At 70.7% G+C, this 16,652-nt stretch carries 12 protein-coding genes and 1 pseudogene; 3 read left to right on the forward strand and 10 right to left on the reverse strand.

Going from position 1 to position 16,652, the window contains the following annotated elements:
* Positions 1-6 precede the first annotated feature (6 nt).
* Both K7G61_RS26135 and K7G61_RS26140 read left to right on the forward strand, forming a co-directional pair.
* The gene (locus K7G61_RS26135; RefSeq protein WP_225849438.1) at positions 7-1,743 is read left to right on the forward strand and encodes an IlvD/Edd family dehydratase; all 1,737 of its coding nucleotides are present in this window, start codon (positions 7-9) and stop codon (positions 1,741-1,743) included.
* A gap of 46 nt (positions 1,744-1,789) precedes the next feature.
* A complete protein-coding gene (locus K7G61_RS26140) occupies positions 1,790-2,977 on the forward strand; it encodes a fumarylacetoacetate hydrolase family protein (protein ID WP_225849439.1) in 1,188 nt (395 codons plus the stop codon).
* Positions 2,978-3,138: 161 nt separating this feature from the next.
* Here the strand turns inward: K7G61_RS26140 and K7G61_RS26145 are convergent, their stop codons facing one another.
* The 4 genes and pseudogenes from K7G61_RS26145 to K7G61_RS26160 form a co-directional block, all read right to left on the reverse strand.
* A complete protein-coding gene (locus K7G61_RS26145) occupies positions 3,139-5,520 on the reverse strand; it encodes a glycoside hydrolase family 3 N-terminal domain-containing protein (protein ID WP_225849479.1) in 2,382 nt (793 codons plus the stop codon).
* A 151-nt stretch (positions 5,521-5,671) separates the two neighbouring features.
* Positions 5,672-6,568 (reverse strand): carbohydrate ABC transporter permease, encoded by an 897-nt coding sequence (locus K7G61_RS26150; protein WP_225849440.1) that lies wholly within the window; start codon positions 6,566-6,568, stop codon positions 5,672-5,674.
* A gap of 1 nt (position 6,569) precedes the next feature.
* The gene (locus K7G61_RS26155) at positions 6,570-7,472 is read right to left on the reverse strand and encodes a carbohydrate ABC transporter permease (protein ID WP_225849441.1); all 903 of its coding nucleotides are present in this window, start codon (positions 7,470-7,472) and stop codon (positions 6,570-6,572) included.
* 10 nt (positions 7,473-7,482) lie between these two features.
* Positions 7,483-8,799, reverse strand: a pseudogene (locus K7G61_RS26160) (extracellular solute-binding protein); the annotation flags it as partial.
* 490 nt (positions 8,800-9,289) lie between these two features.
* On the opposite strand from K7G61_RS26160, the gene K7G61_RS26165 reads away from it, so the two are divergent.
* Positions 9,290-10,318: a LacI family DNA-binding transcriptional regulator gene (locus tag K7G61_RS26165; protein WP_225849442.1), complete on the forward strand. Its 1,029-nt coding sequence runs from the start codon at positions 9,290-9,292 to the stop codon at positions 10,316-10,318.
* A gap of 268 nt (positions 10,319-10,586) precedes the next feature.
* On the opposite strand, the gene K7G61_RS26170 is transcribed toward K7G61_RS26165, so the two are convergent.
* The 6 genes from K7G61_RS26170 to K7G61_RS26195 form a co-directional block, all read right to left on the reverse strand.
* Positions 10,587-11,429 (reverse strand): SMP-30/gluconolactonase/LRE family protein, encoded by an 843-nt coding sequence (locus K7G61_RS26170; RefSeq protein ID WP_308190707.1) that lies wholly within the window; start codon positions 11,427-11,429, stop codon positions 10,587-10,589.
* Positions 11,430-11,493: 64 nt separating this feature from the next.
* Positions 11,494-11,811 carry a hypothetical protein gene (locus K7G61_RS26175; protein ID WP_225849444.1) on the reverse strand — a complete coding sequence of 106 codons (318 nt, stop codon included), beginning with the start codon at positions 11,809-11,811 and terminating at the stop codon, positions 11,494-11,496.
* A 107-nt stretch (positions 11,812-11,918) separates the two neighbouring features.
* A complete protein-coding gene (locus K7G61_RS26180) occupies positions 11,919-13,094 on the reverse strand; it encodes an MBL fold metallo-hydrolase (protein WP_225849445.1) in 1,176 nt (391 codons plus the stop codon).
* A gap of 49 nt (positions 13,095-13,143) precedes the next feature.
* The gene (locus tag K7G61_RS26185; protein ID WP_225849446.1) at positions 13,144-14,028 is read right to left on the reverse strand and encodes a GNAT family N-acetyltransferase; all 885 of its coding nucleotides are present in this window, start codon (positions 14,026-14,028) and stop codon (positions 13,144-13,146) included.
* Positions 14,029-14,202: 174 nt separating this feature from the next.
* Entirely contained in the window at positions 14,203-16,218 is a 2,016-nt protein-coding gene (locus K7G61_RS26190; protein ID WP_225849447.1) for a M3 family metallopeptidase, read from the reverse strand.
* 109 nt (positions 16,219-16,327) lie between these two features.
* Positions 16,328-16,645: a DUF5302 domain-containing protein gene (locus K7G61_RS26195; protein WP_225849448.1), complete on the reverse strand. Its 318-nt coding sequence runs from the start codon at positions 16,643-16,645 to the stop codon at positions 16,328-16,330.
* Between the last annotated feature and the right edge of the window lie 7 nt (positions 16,646-16,652).

Raw genomic sequence — 16,652 nt, forward strand, 5'->3', positions numbered from 1 at the left:
ACCTACATGACCGACGGGAACCACACGAGCCGTCGCAGCCAGGCATGGTTCGGTGCGAGTGGCCGCGGCGGGATGGTGTACCGCTCCTGGATGCGCAACCAGGGATTCGGGCACGACGTGTTCGACGGCCGCCCCGTCATCGGCATCGCGACCAGCGCCTCCGAACTCGCCCCGTGCAACGCCCACCTGACCCGCGTCGCCGAAGCTGTCAAGCGCGGTGTGTGGCAGGCCGGGGGCTTCCCGCTCCAGTTCCCCACCATGGCCACCGGCGAGACCCTGATGCGCCCCACCGCCATGCTGTACCGCAACCTGATGGCCATGGAGGTCGAGGAGCTGATCCGCGCCAACCCGCTCGACGGCGTCGTACTCCTGTCCGGCTGCGACAAGACCACTCCCGCCATGCTCATGGGCGCCGCCAGCGTCGACCTGCCCGCCGTCATGGTCACCGGCGGGCCGATGCTCAACGGCAAGTACCGGGGCCAGGACGTGGGATCCGGTACCCATGTGTGGAAGTTCGAGGAGGACCTGAAGACCGGCCGGATGACCGAGGAGGAGTGCTTCTTCGCCGAGGGCTGCATGGCGCGCTCCAACGGCCACTGCATGACCATGGGCACCGCCTCCACGATGGCCTGCATGGCCGAGGCACTCGGCATGCAGCTGCCCGGCTCGGCGGCCTGGCCCGCGGTCGACTCCCGGCGGATGGAGATCGCGCAGTCGGCGGGGCAGCGCATCGTGGGGATGGTGGAGGAGGAGCTGCGCCCCTCGCGGATCCTGACCCGGGAGGCGTTCGAGAACGCCATCCGGGTCAACGCGGCCATTGGCGGCTCCACCAACGCCATCATCCATCTCACCGCCATCGCCGGACGCGTCGGCGTCGACCTGGACCTCGGGGACTTCGACGAGCTGGCCCGCGCGGTGCCGACCCTGGTCAACCTGATGCCCAGCGGCAAGTACCTCATGGAGGACTTCTGTTACGCGGGCGGGCTGCCCGCGGTCATGGCCGAGCTGCTCCGCGGCGAGCTGCTGCACGGCGAGCAGATCACCGTCACAGGACGCGGCGTTGCCGAGAACGTCGGCAGCGCCGAGAACTACGACACCGACGTCATCACCGGCCTCGACGCCCCCTTCCAGCCGGCCGGCACCGGTACCGCCGTCCTGCGCGGCAACCTGTGTCCCGACGGCGCCGTGATCAAGCAGTCCGCCGCGTCACCGCACCTGCTCACCCACCGCGGCCCCGCACGGGTCTTCGACTCCCCCGAGGCCTACCACGCGGTCGCCGACGACCCGGATCTCGACGTCGACGAGAACACCGTCATCGTCATCCGCAACGCCGGCCCCAAGGGCTACCCCGGCATGCCCGAGGTCTCCAACGTCCCGCTGCCCGCCAAGCTGCTGAAGGCCGGGATCAAGGACATGGTGCGCATCTGCGACGGCCGGATGAGCGGCACGGGATACGGGACCGTCGTACTGCACGTGGCGCCCGAGGCCGCCGTCGGCGGACCCCTCGCTGTGGTGCGCGACGGCGACCACGTCGTCCTCGACGTCCCGAACCGCACCCTGGACCTGGACGTGGACGACGCCGAGCTCGCCCGGCGCCGGAAGGCGTGGAAGGCACCCGCCGAGAGCCACACCAGCGGCTACGCCTGGCTCTACGTCCAGCACGTGGAACAGGCCGACAAGGGCGCCGACTTCGGCTTCCTCCGCGGAAGCCGTGGACACGAGGTTCCCCGCGACTCCCACTGAGCCCGCTCCGGGGACCGGGCCCCTCGAATCCAGGAGAGACTCGATCATGGAATCAGCAGCAGCGCGTCCTCGCCCTGTCCTCACCGCCGCGTCCGTCCTGCCGCAGGACGCCGACCGAGCCGCCCTTGTCGCACGCGTCCACGACCCCCAGTGGGACGGGCCGTGTGTGGCCGCGGTTCGCGGCGAGCGGGTCGTCGACCTGACGTCCCTCGCACCCACTGTCTCCGACCTGCTGGAACGCGACGACGCGGCGACGGTTGTCCGCGAGGCCGAGGGCGGATCCACGTGGAGCCTCGACGAGCTGCTGCAAGCCCCCACCAACCGCCGTGACGTTCCGCGTCTGCTGGCCCCCATCGATCTGCAGGTGATCAAGGCCGCGGGTGTCACCTTCGCCCGGAGTCTGCTGGAGCGCGTCATCGAGGAGCGCACGGGCGGCGATCCGGCGCAGGCCGCCCGGGTGCGGGAGCGCGTCGGGCAGGTGGTGGGCGGCGCGCTCGACGGCATCCGTCCCGGATCGCCGGAGGCCGGCAAGGCCAAGGAACTGCTGGTCGCCGAAGGACTTTGGTCGCAGTACCTGGAGGTCGGCATCGGGCCGGACCCGGAGGTGTTCACCAAGGCCCCGGTGCTGTCCGCCGTCGGCACCGGAGCCGACATCGGAGTGCTCGGCGCCTCGGTGTGGAACAACCCCGAGCCCGAGGCCGTCCTCGTCGTGGACTCGCGCGGCCGGGTACGCGGCGCGACGCTCGGCAACGACGTCAATCTCCGCGACATCGAGGGACGCAGCGCGCTGCTGCTGTCCCGTGCCAAGGACAACAACGCCTCATGCGCGATCGGCCCGTTCGTCCGCCTGCTCGACGACGGCTTCGACCTCGACAGCGTACGCGGGCTGGACATCGACCTGCGGATCGACGGCATGGACGGCTACGTTCTGCACGGCAGCAGCTCCATGCGCGAGATCAGCCGCGACGTCCTGGACCTGGTGGCCGCCACGCACGGTTCGCACCATCAGTACCCGGACGGCTTCGTGCTGTTCACCGGCACCCTGTTCGCCCCCACCGAGGACCGACACGCACCCGGCGCGGGCTTCACCCACGAGTACGGCGACATCGTGCGGATCTCCAGCCCGCGTCTCGGTGCTCTCGTCAACACCGTCATCCCCAGCGAGCAAGCCGCACCGTGGATGTTCGGGGTACGAGCGTTGTTGCGCAACCTCGCCCGGCGCGGTGTGCTGTGAGCCGCATGACTCCGGGCGGGCATCTGGAAACGAGTGTCATTCAGGGGGACGGCCCTCAGTAGGGGCGACACCCTGCGGCGATCACGCTGGGGGTGTCACCCCTACTGCCGGGGCCGGGGGCAGCGGGGCCGCTGTTGCGACGTGCGCTGCGCACACCCGGCTCATGCTGGAGCAACCGGCTCCTGCCTGAACGTGGCGTGGAGGCGCCGCGTGTGGTCCAGGTGGCGCTCGGCTCCGGTCAGCGTGACCCTGGCCGTCAGGCGCGCATCCGCGCTGGAGGCTGCCAACCGCATTTCCAGTTGGCCCGGTTCGACGACGCGCCGGCCGTCGTGGCCGGTGAAGGATGCGAGGTCGGCCGGGACCGTGACACGGACGCGGCGGGCCTCGCCCGGCTCCAACTCGAGGCGGGTGTAGCCGACGAGGCGCTGCACCGGCTGGACGACGGAGGCAACCGGGTCGTGCAGATAGAGCTGAACGACCTCGGTGCCGGACCGTTCGCCGTTGTTGCGCACGGTGAATGCGAGGGTGAAGTCTCCGTCCGTCGGGGCCTCCTGGGTGTCCACGGTCAGGTCGCTCCAGCCGAACTCCGTATAGGACAGACCGTGGCCGAAGGCGAACGCCGGGGTCGGGTCGACGCTGGACACCTCGCTGGCGTGCGCGAGCCGCGCACCGAGGTACGTGGTCGGCTGGGAGCCGGGGCCGCGCGGCACACTGACCGGGAGGCGCCCGGAGGGATTGACACGGCCGCTGAGAACCCCGGCGATCGCATGAGTTCCCTCCTCCCCCGGGAAGAAGGACTGCACGATCGCGGCGGACTCCTCCACGGCGCGGCCGAGGGCATACGGCCGTCCCGCGAGCAGCACCGTGACCACGGGTGTGTCCAGATCGAGCAGGGTGTCGAGGAGGTGCGGCTGCCCACCGGGCAGCACCAGTGCTTCGGCATCGCAGCCCTCCCCGCTCGTGCCCCGCCCGAACATCCCGGAGCGGTCGCCGAGCACCACCACAGCGACGTCGGCCCCGCGTGCCGCCTGGGCGGCCTCGGGGATGCCGGAGAGGTCTCCGTCGTCGATTCCAGTGCCGCGGGCGACCGTGATCTCGGCGTCGGGGAACTCGACGGCGAGAGTGTCGAGAAGCGTGGGCAACTCTATGCCGACCGGGGTGCCGGGGTGGCGAACGCCGATGTGCTGAGGGAAGGAGTAGCAGCCCAGCACCGCCGTGGGCTCGGTCGCGTTGGGACCGATCAGGGCGATACGGCGGGGCCCGGCGAGCGGCAAGGTGCCGTCGTTGGTGAGCAGGACGATCGCCTTCTCGGCGATCTCGCGAGCCAGTTGACGGTTCTCGGGCCGGTCCAGGTCGACCGTGCCGCGCAGCGCCTGCGGGTCGTCGAGGTCCGCGCCGTCGAGCGCGGCCGGCATCGGGCTCCAGTCGGGGTCGAGCAGGCCCAGCGCCGCCTTCTGGACGAGGACGTGGCGCAAGGCACGGTTGATGAGCCCTTCTGGTATGCGGCCCTCGGTGACGGCCTGCACGAGGGGGGTGCCGAAGGTCTTGACGTTGGGCAGTTCAACGTCGATTCCCGCCGCGAGTGCGGTGCCGGCGGCTTCGGCCCAGTCCGCTGCGATGCCGTGCAGGGTCTTCAGGAAGGCGATGGCGAAGTAGTCGGCGACCACGGTGCCGTCGAAGCCCCAGGTGTCGCGCAGCAGCCCGGTGAGCAGGTCCTTGTCAGCGGCGGAGGGCATGCCGTCGGTGTCGGTGTAGGCGTTCATCACCGAGCGGGCGCCGCCCTCGCGGATGGCCATCTCGAAGGGAGGCAGCATGACGTCGGCACGTTCACGCGGGCCCATGGAGGAGGGAGCGAGGTTGCGACCGGCACGCGAGGCCGAGTAGCCGGCGAAGTGCTTGACGGTGGCGACGATGCCGGCGGACTCGAGGCCCTGCACGTACGACGTCCCGATGGTGCCGACGAGGTATGGGTCCTCGCCGATGGTCTCCTCCACGCGGCCCCAGCGGGCGTCGCGTACGACGTCGAGGACGGGCGCGAGACCCTGGTGGACGCCGACGGACCGCATGTCGCGGCCTATGGCGGCGGCCATGCGCCGCACCGCGTCCGGGTCGAAGGCGGCACCCCAGGACAACGGAACGGGATAGGCCGTCGCCCCCCAGGCGGCGAACCCGGCCAGGCACTCTTCATGCGCGAGAGCGGCAATGCCAAAACGGTTGGCCGAGGCGATGCGAGCTTGGGTGCGGGCCAGGGAGAGGGCACCGAGCGCGGGGTCGACGGGGACGGTACCGAAGGGGCGGGTCAACTGGCCGAGTCCGGTGGGCAGCAGCGCCTCGAGGTCGACGGCCTCCTCCATCTCGTGCTGGTGAGGGGCCACTTCGCCGCCCTGGTCGGAGGCGCCGACCCACACGCCGTACAGCTGGGCGATCTTCTCCTGAACGGTCATCGCGCCGATCAGGGCGTCGACCCTGGTGGTGACGGGAAGGGTGAGGTCCTTCCATGGGGGGATTTCGGGGGTGGTCTCAACGGCCACGTTGGTGTTCACTTCTCCTCCGACACCCGTCAGGCCCTGGGCCTGGGCACGACGGGCGAACAGGTAGACGAGCAGGACGGGCGGCGCGGACAGCACCAGGGGGCCGTGAAGGGGGATGCCCTCCGTGGTGCCGGCCCGCCACTGGCGATGGCGTCGGTGCCGATCACCGGCTGAATCCGGCGGTCAGACCGCTGAGCAGCTGACGGCGACCGAATGCGTACAGGACCAGGACGGGCAGCGTGGTCAGGACGACGGCCGCGAGAACGGCAGGGACGTTGACGCCGTACTGGCCCTGGAAGGTCCACAGCGCGAGCGGCAGGGTCCGGCGGCCAGGGCTCTGGGTGAGGACCAGCGGCAGCAGGAACCCGTTCCAGATGGTCAGTCCGTTGAAGATGGTCACGGTGAGGATGGCCGGGCGGGTGAGCGGTGCCGCCAGTCGCCACAACGTCGTCCACTCGGTGGCGCCGTCGACCCGCATCGAGTCGAACAGTTCCTTGGGTATGTCGCGGACGAAGTTGGCGAGCACCAGCACGGACAACGGGATGGCGAAAGCGATCGACGGAAGGATCAGCGCCAGCAGGCTGTCGTACAACTTCAGTTTGATGATGATCAGATAGACCGGGATCACCGTCGCCTGCAGCGGGATGGCCAACCCCATGAGGAACAGCCCGTTGATCACACGCAGGCCCCGCATGCGCCAGCCGCGTACGATCGCGTAAGCGGCCATGATGGAGAAGACGACCGCCGGCACCACAGCGCCGACGGTGACCACGACGCTGTTCACGAAATAGCGGATGAAGTCGGAGTCGATGACCAGCCGGTAGTTGTCCAGCGTGGGATCGCTGGAGGGCACCAGCGGGTTGCTCGTGTAGTAGCGGCTCTGGGCCTTGAGGCTGGTGATGAGGATCCAGTACAGGGGTACGGCGACGACGACGAGCCAGATCCATCCGGCCAGGCCCGCAATCCAGTTGCGCCGGCCGGCCGCCGGACGGGAGGGACTTCGGCGGTTACGGCGGGCGGCCGTCTCCGATCGTTGCGTCTTGGTGAGCGTGGTGGTCACCTCAGGCCCCCTCGAGTTGGCTGTCACCGGCGTCCCGGCCTCCGAGCCGGCGCAGCAGCAGGGCGAGACAGAGGCCGACCAGGACCAGGATGACCGCGATGGCACTGGCCGGTCCCATCTCGCTGGCCCGCCATCCCCGCTTGTACATGTCCAGCGCGAGGACCCGCGTGGCGTCCCCGGGGCCGCCCTCGGTCAGGACCCAGATGAGGTCGAAGAAGGTCAGCGACCCGACCACCATCAACGTGGACGAGGTGATGATGGTGTACTTCAGTTGGGGCAGGGTGATGCTGAAGAACTGCCGGATCCGCCCGGCGCCGTCCAACTGCGACGCCTCGTAGAGGGACTTCGGAATCTGCTGGACCCCAGCCTGGTAGATCAGTGAGTGGAACGGGACGAACTGCCAGGAGACGACGAAGACGACGACGCCGAACGCGAGCCCGGGCCTGCCCAGCCAGTCCTGGCTGAGCGCCTTGATCTTCAGTCCGGCGCCCAGGCCGAAATTGGGATCCAGCAGGGCCTTGTACGCGACCGCGATCGCCGCGGAGCTGAGCAGCAGCGGGATGAAGTACACCACGCCCAGCACCGCGCGGTAGCGCTGACGGCCGGCCATGAACGTGCCGAGCAGAATACTCAGGGGGGTCTGAACGGCCCAGGACACGATCATCACGAGGAACGTCACCCAGAGGGCATGCGGCAGCCCGGGATCGGTGAGGACCGTACGCCAACTGGTCAGTCCGGACGCGTGGATGGCGCCGATCCCGTCCCATGTGGTGAAGCTCAGCACGAAGACGCCGACGAGCGGGATCACGGCGAAGCAGATGAAGACCACCAGCGCCGGCGCAGCCAGCCACGGCAGGATGCTGCGCGGTGCGCGACGCGGCGGATGGCTGGTGAGCGTGCTCATTTGCCGATGACCGCGTGAGGCTGTGGGCGAACTGCTGGGGCGAGATGGACAGTTGGAACAGCTTGGAGATGTTGTCCAGCAGCGTCTCGGCGGCCATCGGGCTGAGCGCCTGGTCCCAGGACTGGCCGAACGTCCTGGCCTTGCTGGCGATGTTGTAGGTGAGCTGGAGGAAATCGGCGCTCTTGGAGGCGGCCAGCAGCTTCTCCGTGCCCAGCCGGATCGGCACCGACCCGTTGTCGATCCACTGCTTGACCTCGGCGTCCTGCAGGACGCCGTTGGCGAAGAACTCCTTGGCGACGTTCTTCTCCCCGGCGCCGGCCTTCGAGGAGATGGACAGATACTGGGCGGGGTTGCCGACGGTGTTGCTCGGATCGCCCTTGCCGCCCGCAACGGGCGGGAAGTTCATGTAGCCCAGCCCGCCGCTGGAGACGAAGTCCCCCCCGTCGGATTGCTGAATGCCGTACGACCAGGCGCCGTGCAGCATCATCGCCGCCCTGCCGGTGTACAGCAGCGCCTGGTCGGCGTTGGAGTCCGCGGTGATCGAGGAGAAGCCCTTGATGAACCCGTTGGCCTTGACCAGTTCCTGCAGCTTGGTCAGCGCGGTGATGGCGGCCGGGTTGGACCAGGCGTTCTTCTCGCCGTCGATGACCGCCTGGAACACCTCGGGACCGCCGATGCGGTCGAACAGGAACTCCAGCCACATCATGTTCGTCCACTGGGACTGACCGCCCAGGGAGAACGGTGCGATGCCCTTCGCATTGAACCTGGGCACCAGCGCCATGATGTCGTCCCAGGACTCCGGTGGGTTCACGCCGACCCGCTCGAAGAGCTTCTTGTTGTAGAAGAGGATGATCGGCTGCACGGTCTCGCACGGCATCGCGTAGATCTTGCCGTTGACGGTCGCCGCGCCGAACGAGGACGGGAACAGCCGCTTCTTGACTTCGGAGTGCTCGTCGAACCACGAGGTGAGGTCCTCGACCTGGCCTGCCTCCACGTAGGTGCGCAGCGTCCCGCCGCCCCAGCCCCAGATGATGGTGGGCGCCTGCCCGGCGCCGATGGCGGTCTTGATCTTCGTCTTGTACGCGTCGTTCTGGAAAGTGGTGGTTTTGATCTGCGTGTCGGGGTGGGCCTTGTTGAACGCCTCCACCGCGCCGGCCCTGACGCCTTCCTGTGGCTGGCCGTTCAGGTACCAGTACGTGGCGCCGGCGTTGCTCTTGCCGGGACCGGACGAGCCGCAGGCCGTCAGCGCCGCGGAGACCGGTATCCCGGCGGCCAGGCCGAGCACGGTACGCCGAGACAGGGTACGTCGAGAGAGAGGAATGTCCATATTTGTTCTCCACGCTCGAGAGTCACCGGCTTCTCATGAGCCGCGCTGAAAACGTTTCGAAAACGCAGGCTCATCTTTCGAGAATGCAAGCTAGGTTTCGAAGCGATGGCGCGTCAATACTCGTGCCACATGTTGCTGAAGTTCTGTCAGATCTGTGCACTTTTGGGCAACCGCACTGCTCGCGAAGCCCTGACAGGAGATCGAAAGGTTTTCGAAAGATCCAAAGTTGAGCGCGAGGCGAAGGGGGCATGCGATGGCCGCGACCGGCTGTCGGTGACGGACCGAGTCGATGCCCTCCCGGCCGAGACGGCGGTGGCGCGGCGACGATCGCCTGTGCCGGCCTGGCCCGGCCCACGGCAGAGCCGGAGGTGCAACTCCCCCCGTGTGGGTGCTCCCTGCCGGTGTGCCGTACGGTTGACCGGTTCCACCCGAGTGGTCGGCCACGACCGGGGCTCACCGCACTGGGCGGACGGACAGTTGAGAGGAACCGATGCCACCGAACGGCAGGCGCACCACTTTGGCGGACATCGCCCAAGCGGCTGGGGTCTCCGTCGCGACCGTGTCCAAAGTGGTCAACGGTCGCGGTGACGTGGCACCGCAGACCCGCGCCCGGGTGCAGGAGCTGCTGTACCAGCACGACTACCTCGCACCCGTGTTCCGTCACACCGAGGCCGCGGAAAGCCCGACCATAGAGGTGCAGTTCCAGGGCGGCGTCACGTCGTACGTGGCCAAGGCCCTGGAAGGCATCATCGACTCCGCCGCCGAGGCAGGAGCCATGGTGGTGATCAGTAAGGCCTCCCGCGCCCCGCACTGGGCCCGGGATCTGGTCTCCGCCGGCCGCCGCGCCCTCATCGCGGTCACCAGCGTCTACACCACCGCGCACCTGAACGAGCTGGCCCGGGCCGGGCTGCCGATGGTCGTACTGGACCCGCTGCACCTGCCGGACAGCCGGGTCAACAGCGTCGGTGCGACCAACTTCTCCGGTGGCCTGGCCGCGACCCAGCACCTGCTCCGCCTCGGCCACCGCCGCGTCGCCTATCTCGGCGGACCGGCCATGGCCGTGTGCAACCAGGCACGCATGCACGGCTATCGCGCCGCCATGGAGGCGGAAGGAGCACAGGTACCCGACGCCTACGTCCGGCCCGGAGAATTCACGTACGAGACCGGCTTGCTCGGCGCCGCGGCACTGCTGGACCTGGAAGAGCCACCGACGGCGATCTTCACGGGCAATGACGAGATCGCCCTCGGTGTCATCGAGACCGCCCGCTCCCGAGGCCTGCGCGTCCCCGAAGACCTGAGCGTGGTCGGCTTCGACGACACAGACATCGCTCGGATGGCCTCACCGCCTCTGACCACCGTGCGCCAGCCACTGAGGGAGATGGGCGGTGCCGCCCTGCGCACCGCCCTGCGACTGGCCAATGCCGACAAGGTCGAGTCCCACCACATCGAACTCGCCACCGAACTGGTGGTACGCGCCTCAACGGCACCGCCGGGGGACGAGACCTCAACACGCGGGTAATCGCAAGTGGAGCCCCTTCGGACGGGAATGGCGATCCAGTCAGGGGCGTCTTCCGCGCGGGCCGCCGTGAGCCGGAGGCTACTGTCCGGAGGCCTCGGTGGACCCGAGCGGTTTCAACGTCGGATTGACCTCGTAGGTGGCCGGTTCGGCGCCGCCCCGTCGCGGGTGGCGGCGGGACGCACATCCCGCCACGATCCCCGCCATGGCTCCGCAGCCGAGTAGCGCGACCGGTGGCCGCTGCGGTTGGTTGCCACATGGCGGGCTTTGTTCACCTCGCAGGGCCAGGCGTGTAGAAGTCGGCGGGTCGTCCCGGGACGTCCACGTCGGCTGCGAACAGCCGTCCCGCGTCAGGTTCCTCCGCGATTCGGCGGGGGCTGTAGTCCTCCTGCGATGTGGTGATGAACAGAGTCTGCAGGTCCGGGCCGCCGAAGCAGCAACTGCTCACCTGCTGTGCGGGCAGGTCGATCCGTGCGACGGCTTCGCCGCTCTGTGTGAAGCGCAGGACGGCACCTGCTCCCCACATGGCGATCCAGACACAGCCCTCCTGGTCGATGGTCATGCCGTCCGGCGCGCCCGCGCCGGGTGCGATGGCGAACGCGGTCTCGTGCCCGGCGATGCGTCCGTCCGCGGCGACGCGGAGCCGGTCGACCCGCTGGGTGGGCGTGTCGATGTACAAGAATTCGTCCGGACCTGTCCAGGCCATGCCGTTGGAGATGGTGACCTGTTCGAGCACGGTGGTGCTGACGTCGCCCGCCAAGCAGTGCAGGGCGCCGGCACCGCGGGTGCGGTCGTGAGCCATGCTGCCGGCCCAAAACCGCCCCCGCGGATCGCACTTGCCGTCATTCATCCGGGTAACGGGCTGCCGCCCGCGTTCAGGTTCGGTGATTGTCCGGAACGTGCCGTCGGAGCGCAGCCGGGAGAAACCGAATTCGGTGGCTACGATCCATCCTTGGCCGGCCCCCGTGCACGGGACGACGGCGCCGACCGCCTGGCCCGCGTCGTAGGTGCGTTCCAGGTGCAACTCCCGGGCGCCGGGGTCCCACCGCGCGCGGTGGATCAGGCCACGGTAGGTGTCGACCCAGATCAGCTCGGATCGGGTGTGGTCCCACACCGGCCCCTCCGCGTGGTGGGCCCGGTGAGCCGTGCACGGGCCGGCCGGGTAGGCGCGCACGCCGCTACCCCCGGCCCGTCGTGGCCACGCCATTGAGGTGCGGCGACGTGTACGAGTAGGCCGGGAAGAGGGAGGTGAGGGTGTGTCCTCCAGCGTCTGGCGTCAGCGAGGAGTCGATGGGCACGGCGTTGAGCGTGTTGGCCGAGGTATTCGTGGCGTCGGGGCGGGCACTGGGCGTGGTTACCGCGATCTCACCGGCCGAGGCGAAGGCGTGTGTGGTGGGGGCTGTGGTGTGGTCCGAGGAGCGGGCGGTGGCCGGGGCCGCGGCCGCGCCGGCGATCGGCGCCCGCAAGGCGGGGAATCGGGATGGCGTGCGTGTCATCGTTGTGTCCTTTCGTCGGGGCGTGCGCGTTGCCGGCCCGTGACGACGGCGAGTGCCAGGACTGCCCATCTGACGGTCTCGGTACCGCCGGCCGGCTTCACGGCCGCTCAGGTCTCTGCGACCACGTCCTCCTCCTTGGCCGGGGCCACCGGGGGCCAGGGCGCCCAGCCCTGGGGCGGGGTCACCGCCACCTCGCGCCACCACGGGTAGGCCGGGGCGGGGCTGGCCGGTTCGAAGGGCTCGCCCACCCGCGGGGTCGCGCACACCTGGCCCGCGGCGTGCGAGGCCAGCATCGTCCGCTCCCCCGGCTCCGCCCACGGATGCATCGCCAGGTTGAAGGTGCCCCAGTGGATCGGCAGCAGCACCCCACCGGGCTCACCGCCCTGCAGGTCCAGGTGGGCCCGCACGCCCTCGTCGGGCGTCATGTGGATGTCCGGCCAGAACTCGGAGTACGCCCCGATCTGGATCATCGTGGCGTCGAACGGGCCGTGCTCGGCGCCGATGCCGGCGAAGCCGGGGAAGTAGCCGGTGTCGCCACTGTGGAAGACACGGTGGGTGCCGTCGGTGACCACCCAGGACGCCCACAGGGTCTGCTGGCGGCCGCGCAGGCCGCGCCCGCAGAAGTGGCGGGCCGGGGTCGCGGTGAGGGTGAGCCCGGCGACCTCGGTGGACTCGTGCCAGTCGAGTTCGCGCAGCCGCTCCGGCGGCACGCCCCAGTGCTCCAGGTGCGCGCCGACGCCCAGCGGCACCGCGAAGAGCGCGTCGCTCTTGAGCAGTTGCACGATGCTCGGCATGTCGAGGTGGTCGTAGTGGTCGTGCGAGATGACCACCACGTCCAGCCCGGTCAGCGAGGTCAGCGGCACGGGCGCGGGGTGCACCCGGCGCGGTCCGGCGAAGGGGAACGGCGAGCAGCGCTCGCCCCAGACCGGGTCGAACAGCACCCGGCGGCCGCCTATCTCGGCGAGCACCGAGGAGTGGCCCAGCCATGTCAGGCGCAGCCCCGACGCGGGCGGCCGGGCGAGGTCGGCCAGCGTGGTGGGGTGCAGGGGCACCGGCCGGGCGGGCTTGCGGGGCAGGCGGGCCTCCTTGCGGAGGTTGGCCGGCAGGGCCTTGAACAGGTCCCCGCCGGGCGCGGTGCGGGCGCCCACCGGGTTGACGAAGGCGCCGTCCCGGTAGTTCGGCGAGGCCAGGATGCGCTCCAGCCGCGCCCCCTGGGGGTCGGCGCCGAACGGCGCCGGGCGCAGCTTCACGAGGCGGGACGGTTGGCGGCCTTCGCCGGTCACGGATCCTCCTGGCGGGGTCGTTCGATCGGCGGTTTTCCGCCGTCGTCCATTATGCGGGGAGCGGTTCCGTTCCCGGCCGGCCGCTGCGGACGCCGGCGGTGAACTCCAGCTCGGCGAAGTCTCGCACCGGAACGTAACCGAGCTTGCGGTACAGGGCGTTGCTGACGGGGTTGGCCAGATCGGTGAAGAGGACCACTTCGGTGGCGCCTGCCGCCAGGGCGGCTCGGGTGGCGGCGACCGTGACGGCGCCCCCGTAGCCGCGACCGCGGTGGTGCTCAGGGGTGTAGACGGCGAGGATCCGGGAGGTGCCGTCGGCCGGCGGGGTGAATCCGGCCTGTGCCACCGGTTCGCCGTCGGGCAGTTCCCACAGCAGGCGCCCGCCGTACGCGAGGGCGTCGTCAAGGACGCGTTCGCCGCCGGGCATGGCGGTGCCGACGTCCCTGGCGAACTCCTCCTGCCAGCGCAGCAGCAGCGTCCTGTCCGCCGTGCCCGCCGTCCGCGCCCGTCCCGGGGGTACCGGCGTCCCCGGCGTGAGCTCCCCCAGCCGGTACAGGCGCGTGTCGGGCCCCGCCGTCACCTGCCCTCCGGTCCGCTCCCGCCACGCGTCCCCGTACGCGAGGACGGCCTGCTTCTCCCCGCGCACGCCCGCCACCGCGTCCCCGAGTTCGCGCGCCAGCTCCGCGGACGCCTGGGCGGTCCCCCGGGTGAGCAGGGGCGGATACGGCGGGGTCCGCAGGTACGCGGCCTCCACCGCGCCGCCCGGGCCCTCCCACCACCCGAAGCGCGGCGGCTCCTGCCCGTAGGTGTCCATCCCCTGGCGCCGCAGGGCCGCGCAGATGCTCAGGGGCACGGAGTTCTCGGTGGGGTCCGCCGCCAGGAAGCCGCCGGCGGCGTCCAGGAAACGGTCGAGCGAGTGCGTCAGCGTCCATCCCATGCGGCCATCCTCCGCCCATGCGCTGCCGCGCGCACGGGAGTTACGCAGGGCCCTGACGAGGGGCTCGCACGGCCCGGCGGCGCTCCCCGTGAAGCCCCGCAGGTCCCGCAAGCCGCCGCGAGACCCCGCGTGGCCCCGTGCGTCCAGCCCCTTCCCCGCCCCGCCCGGCCCGCTTCAGCCCGTCAGCCCGCGCCGTTCCAGCAGCGGCTCGATCCTCGGGGGCCGGCCGCGGACCGCGGCGAACGCCCGCATCGGGTCGACGCTGCCGCCCTTGGAGAGCAGTTCGCGGCGGAAGGTGTCGCCGCTGTCGCGCCGCAGGCCGCCCCGGGTGGTGAACCAGTCGACGGTGTCCGCGTCGAGGACCTCGCTCCAGATGTAGGAGTAGTAGCCGGCGCTGTACTGGCTGCTGAAGATGTGGTTGAAGTACGTGGTCCGGTACCGGGGCGGGATCGCGGGCAGGGCCAGGCCCGCCTCCTGGAGGGCCTTGGCCTCGAAGGCGAGGGGGTCGCCGGGGTCGGCGCCGGCGGGCAGGGTGTGCCAGGCCCAGTCCAGCAGGGTCGCGGCCAGGTACTCGACGGTGGCGAAGCCCTGGCCGAAGCGGGCGGCCTCCTTCATGCGGGCCACGGTCTCCTCGGGCATGGGCTCGCCCGTCTCCACGTGGGTGGCGTAGCGCCCCAGGATCTGCGGCCACAGCGACCACATCTCGTTGACCTGCGAGGGGTATTCGACGAAGTCGGACGGCACGGAGGTGCCCTGGAAGAAGGGGTAGCGCACGTCGGAGAAGAGGCCGTGCAGGGCGTGCCCGAACTCGTGGAAGAGGGTGTCGACCTGGCTGAAGGTGAGCAGGGCGGGCTCGCCGGGTGGAGGTTTGGTGATGTTGTGGTTGTTGACGACCACCGGCCGCTTGCCCAGCAGCCCCGACTGGCCGACCAGGCTGTTCATCCAGGCGCCGCCCTTCTTCTCGGGGCGGGCGAAGAAGTCGGCGAGGAACAGGCCGAGGCCGCTGCCGTCGGCGTCGAAGACCTCGAAGACCCGCACGTCGGGGTGGTAGCCGGGCAGGTCGGGCCGTTCGGTGAAGCCGATGCCGTACAGCTCGTGGGCGGCGTGGAAGACGCCGTCGACGAGCACCTTGTCCAGCGAGAAGTACGGGCGCAGGGCGGCCTCGTCGATGTCGTGGCGCCGCTTGCGCAGCCTGTCGGACCAGTACGCCCAGTCCCAGGCCGCCACCGGGCCGCCGGCGAGTTCCGCCAGGGCCTCCTCCTCACGGCGGGCGTTGGCGACGGCGGGCGGCACCAGACGCGCCAGCAGGTCGGTGACGGCCGCCGTGGTGCCCGCGGTGCGGTCGGCCACCACGTAGGCGGCGTGGCTGTCGTAGCCGAGCAGGGCGGCGCGTTCGGCCCTGAGGGTGGCCAGGGTGACCGCCAGCGGCCCGTTGGTGTCCCGCGCGCGCTCCAGGGACGCGGTCAGCAGCCGCTCGCGCACCGACCGGTCCTCCAGCCAGGCCAGCTCCGGCTGGTTGGAGAAGTTGCGCAGGGGCAGGACCCAGCGGCCCTCCAGGCCGCGGGCCCGGGCGTTCTCGGCGGCGGCCGCGACGGCGTCGGCCGACAGGCCGGCGAGCTGCGCCGGGTCGTCGAGGACGAGGGCGCCCTCCTCGGCCGCGGCCAGCGCGTTCTGGCCGAAAGCCGTCGAGGCGGCGGCGATCCGGGCGTTCAGTTCGCGCAGCCGGGCCCGCCCGTCCTCGTCGAGGGCGGCGCCGGCCCGCAGGAACCTGGTGTGGTAGCGCTCCACCAGCCGCAGTCCCTCGGCGTCCGGCCCGAGGTCGTGGCGTGCCCGGTGGACCGCCGCGATGCGTTCGAACAGGGCGGAGTTGAGGTGGATGGCGTCGCTGTGGGCGGCCAGCATCGGGCTGACCTTCGCCTCGATCTCCCGGACCCCTGCCGTCGCGTGCGCCGCCGCCGCGTTCCCGAAGACGGCCTGCACCCGCTCCAGCAGCCGCCCGGAGCGTTCGAGGGCGACGATCGTGTTCTCGAAGTCCGGCTCCGCCGGGTCCTCGGCTATGGCCTCGACCTCGGCGAGCTGCTCCGCGATCCCCCGTTCGAACGCGGGCAGGTAGTGCGCCTCCTCGATCTCCTCGAAGGGGGGCAGCTCGTACGGCAGGGGGCTCTCGGCGAAGAACGGGTTCGTCGTCACCCGCCCGACCTTACGGCTCCGGGGCCGCCGGGAGAACCGGAAGGGGCGCGGGGACGGCCCCCGCGCCCCTTCCGGGCGCCCTGGTGGACGCGGTCGGTGGAGTGCGGCCTCAGCCGCTCTTGCGGCGGAATTCGCGGGGTCCGCCCGCGCGGCCGTGGGACCCGTGGATCTTGGAGGAGTCCGGGCCCGCCCCGGAGGCGCCCGCGCCGCGCCGCGCGCCCTTCTTGCGGGCGAGTGCCTCCCGGAACTTCCGCTTGACCTCGTCCTCGCCGTCCTCGCCGTCCGCGCCGGTCGCGCCGTCCGCGTTGTCCGCCGCCCCGCCGGGATCCGCCGGCCGCTCGGTCCCGTCCGCCGCCTGCGCGGTCGGCTCCTGCTCGGTGGGGTCGGCCGCCGCTGCGGGCGCGGCCTCGTGCTGTGCGTCGCTCATGGCTACA

Origin of the sequence: Streptomyces sp. HPF1205 (assembly GCF_020400825.1) — a bacterium.
Classification (GTDB): Bacteria; Actinomycetota; Actinomycetes; order Streptomycetales; family Streptomycetaceae; genus Actinacidiphila.

What these genes read in the sequence shown, in the direction of transcription:
- K7G61_RS26135 (WP_225849438.1), top strand. Translation starts at nt 7, where the DNA reads ATGACCGACGGGAACCACACGAGCCGTCGCAGCCAGGCATGGTTCGGT.
- K7G61_RS26140 (WP_225849439.1), top strand. Translation starts at nt 1,790, where the DNA reads ATGGAATCAGCAGCAGCGCGTCCTCGCCCTGTCCTCACCGCCGCGTCC.
- K7G61_RS26155 (WP_225849441.1), bottom strand. Translation starts at nt 7,472, where the DNA reads ATGAGCACGCTCACCAGCCATCCGCCGCGTCGCGCACCGCGCAGCATC.
- K7G61_RS26165 (WP_225849442.1), top strand. Translation starts at nt 9,290, where the DNA reads ATGCCACCGAACGGCAGGCGCACCACTTTGGCGGACATCGCCCAAGCG.
- K7G61_RS26175 (WP_225849444.1), bottom strand. Translation starts at nt 11,811, where the DNA reads ATGACACGCACGCCATCCCGATTCCCCGCCTTGCGGGCGCCGATCGCC.
- K7G61_RS26185 (WP_225849446.1), bottom strand. Translation starts at nt 14,028, where the DNA reads ATGGGATGGACGCTGACGCACTCGCTCGACCGTTTCCTGGACGCCGCC.
- K7G61_RS26195 (WP_225849448.1), bottom strand. Translation starts at nt 16,645, where the DNA reads ATGAGCGACGCACAGCACGAGGCCGCGCCCGCAGCGGCGGCCGACCCC.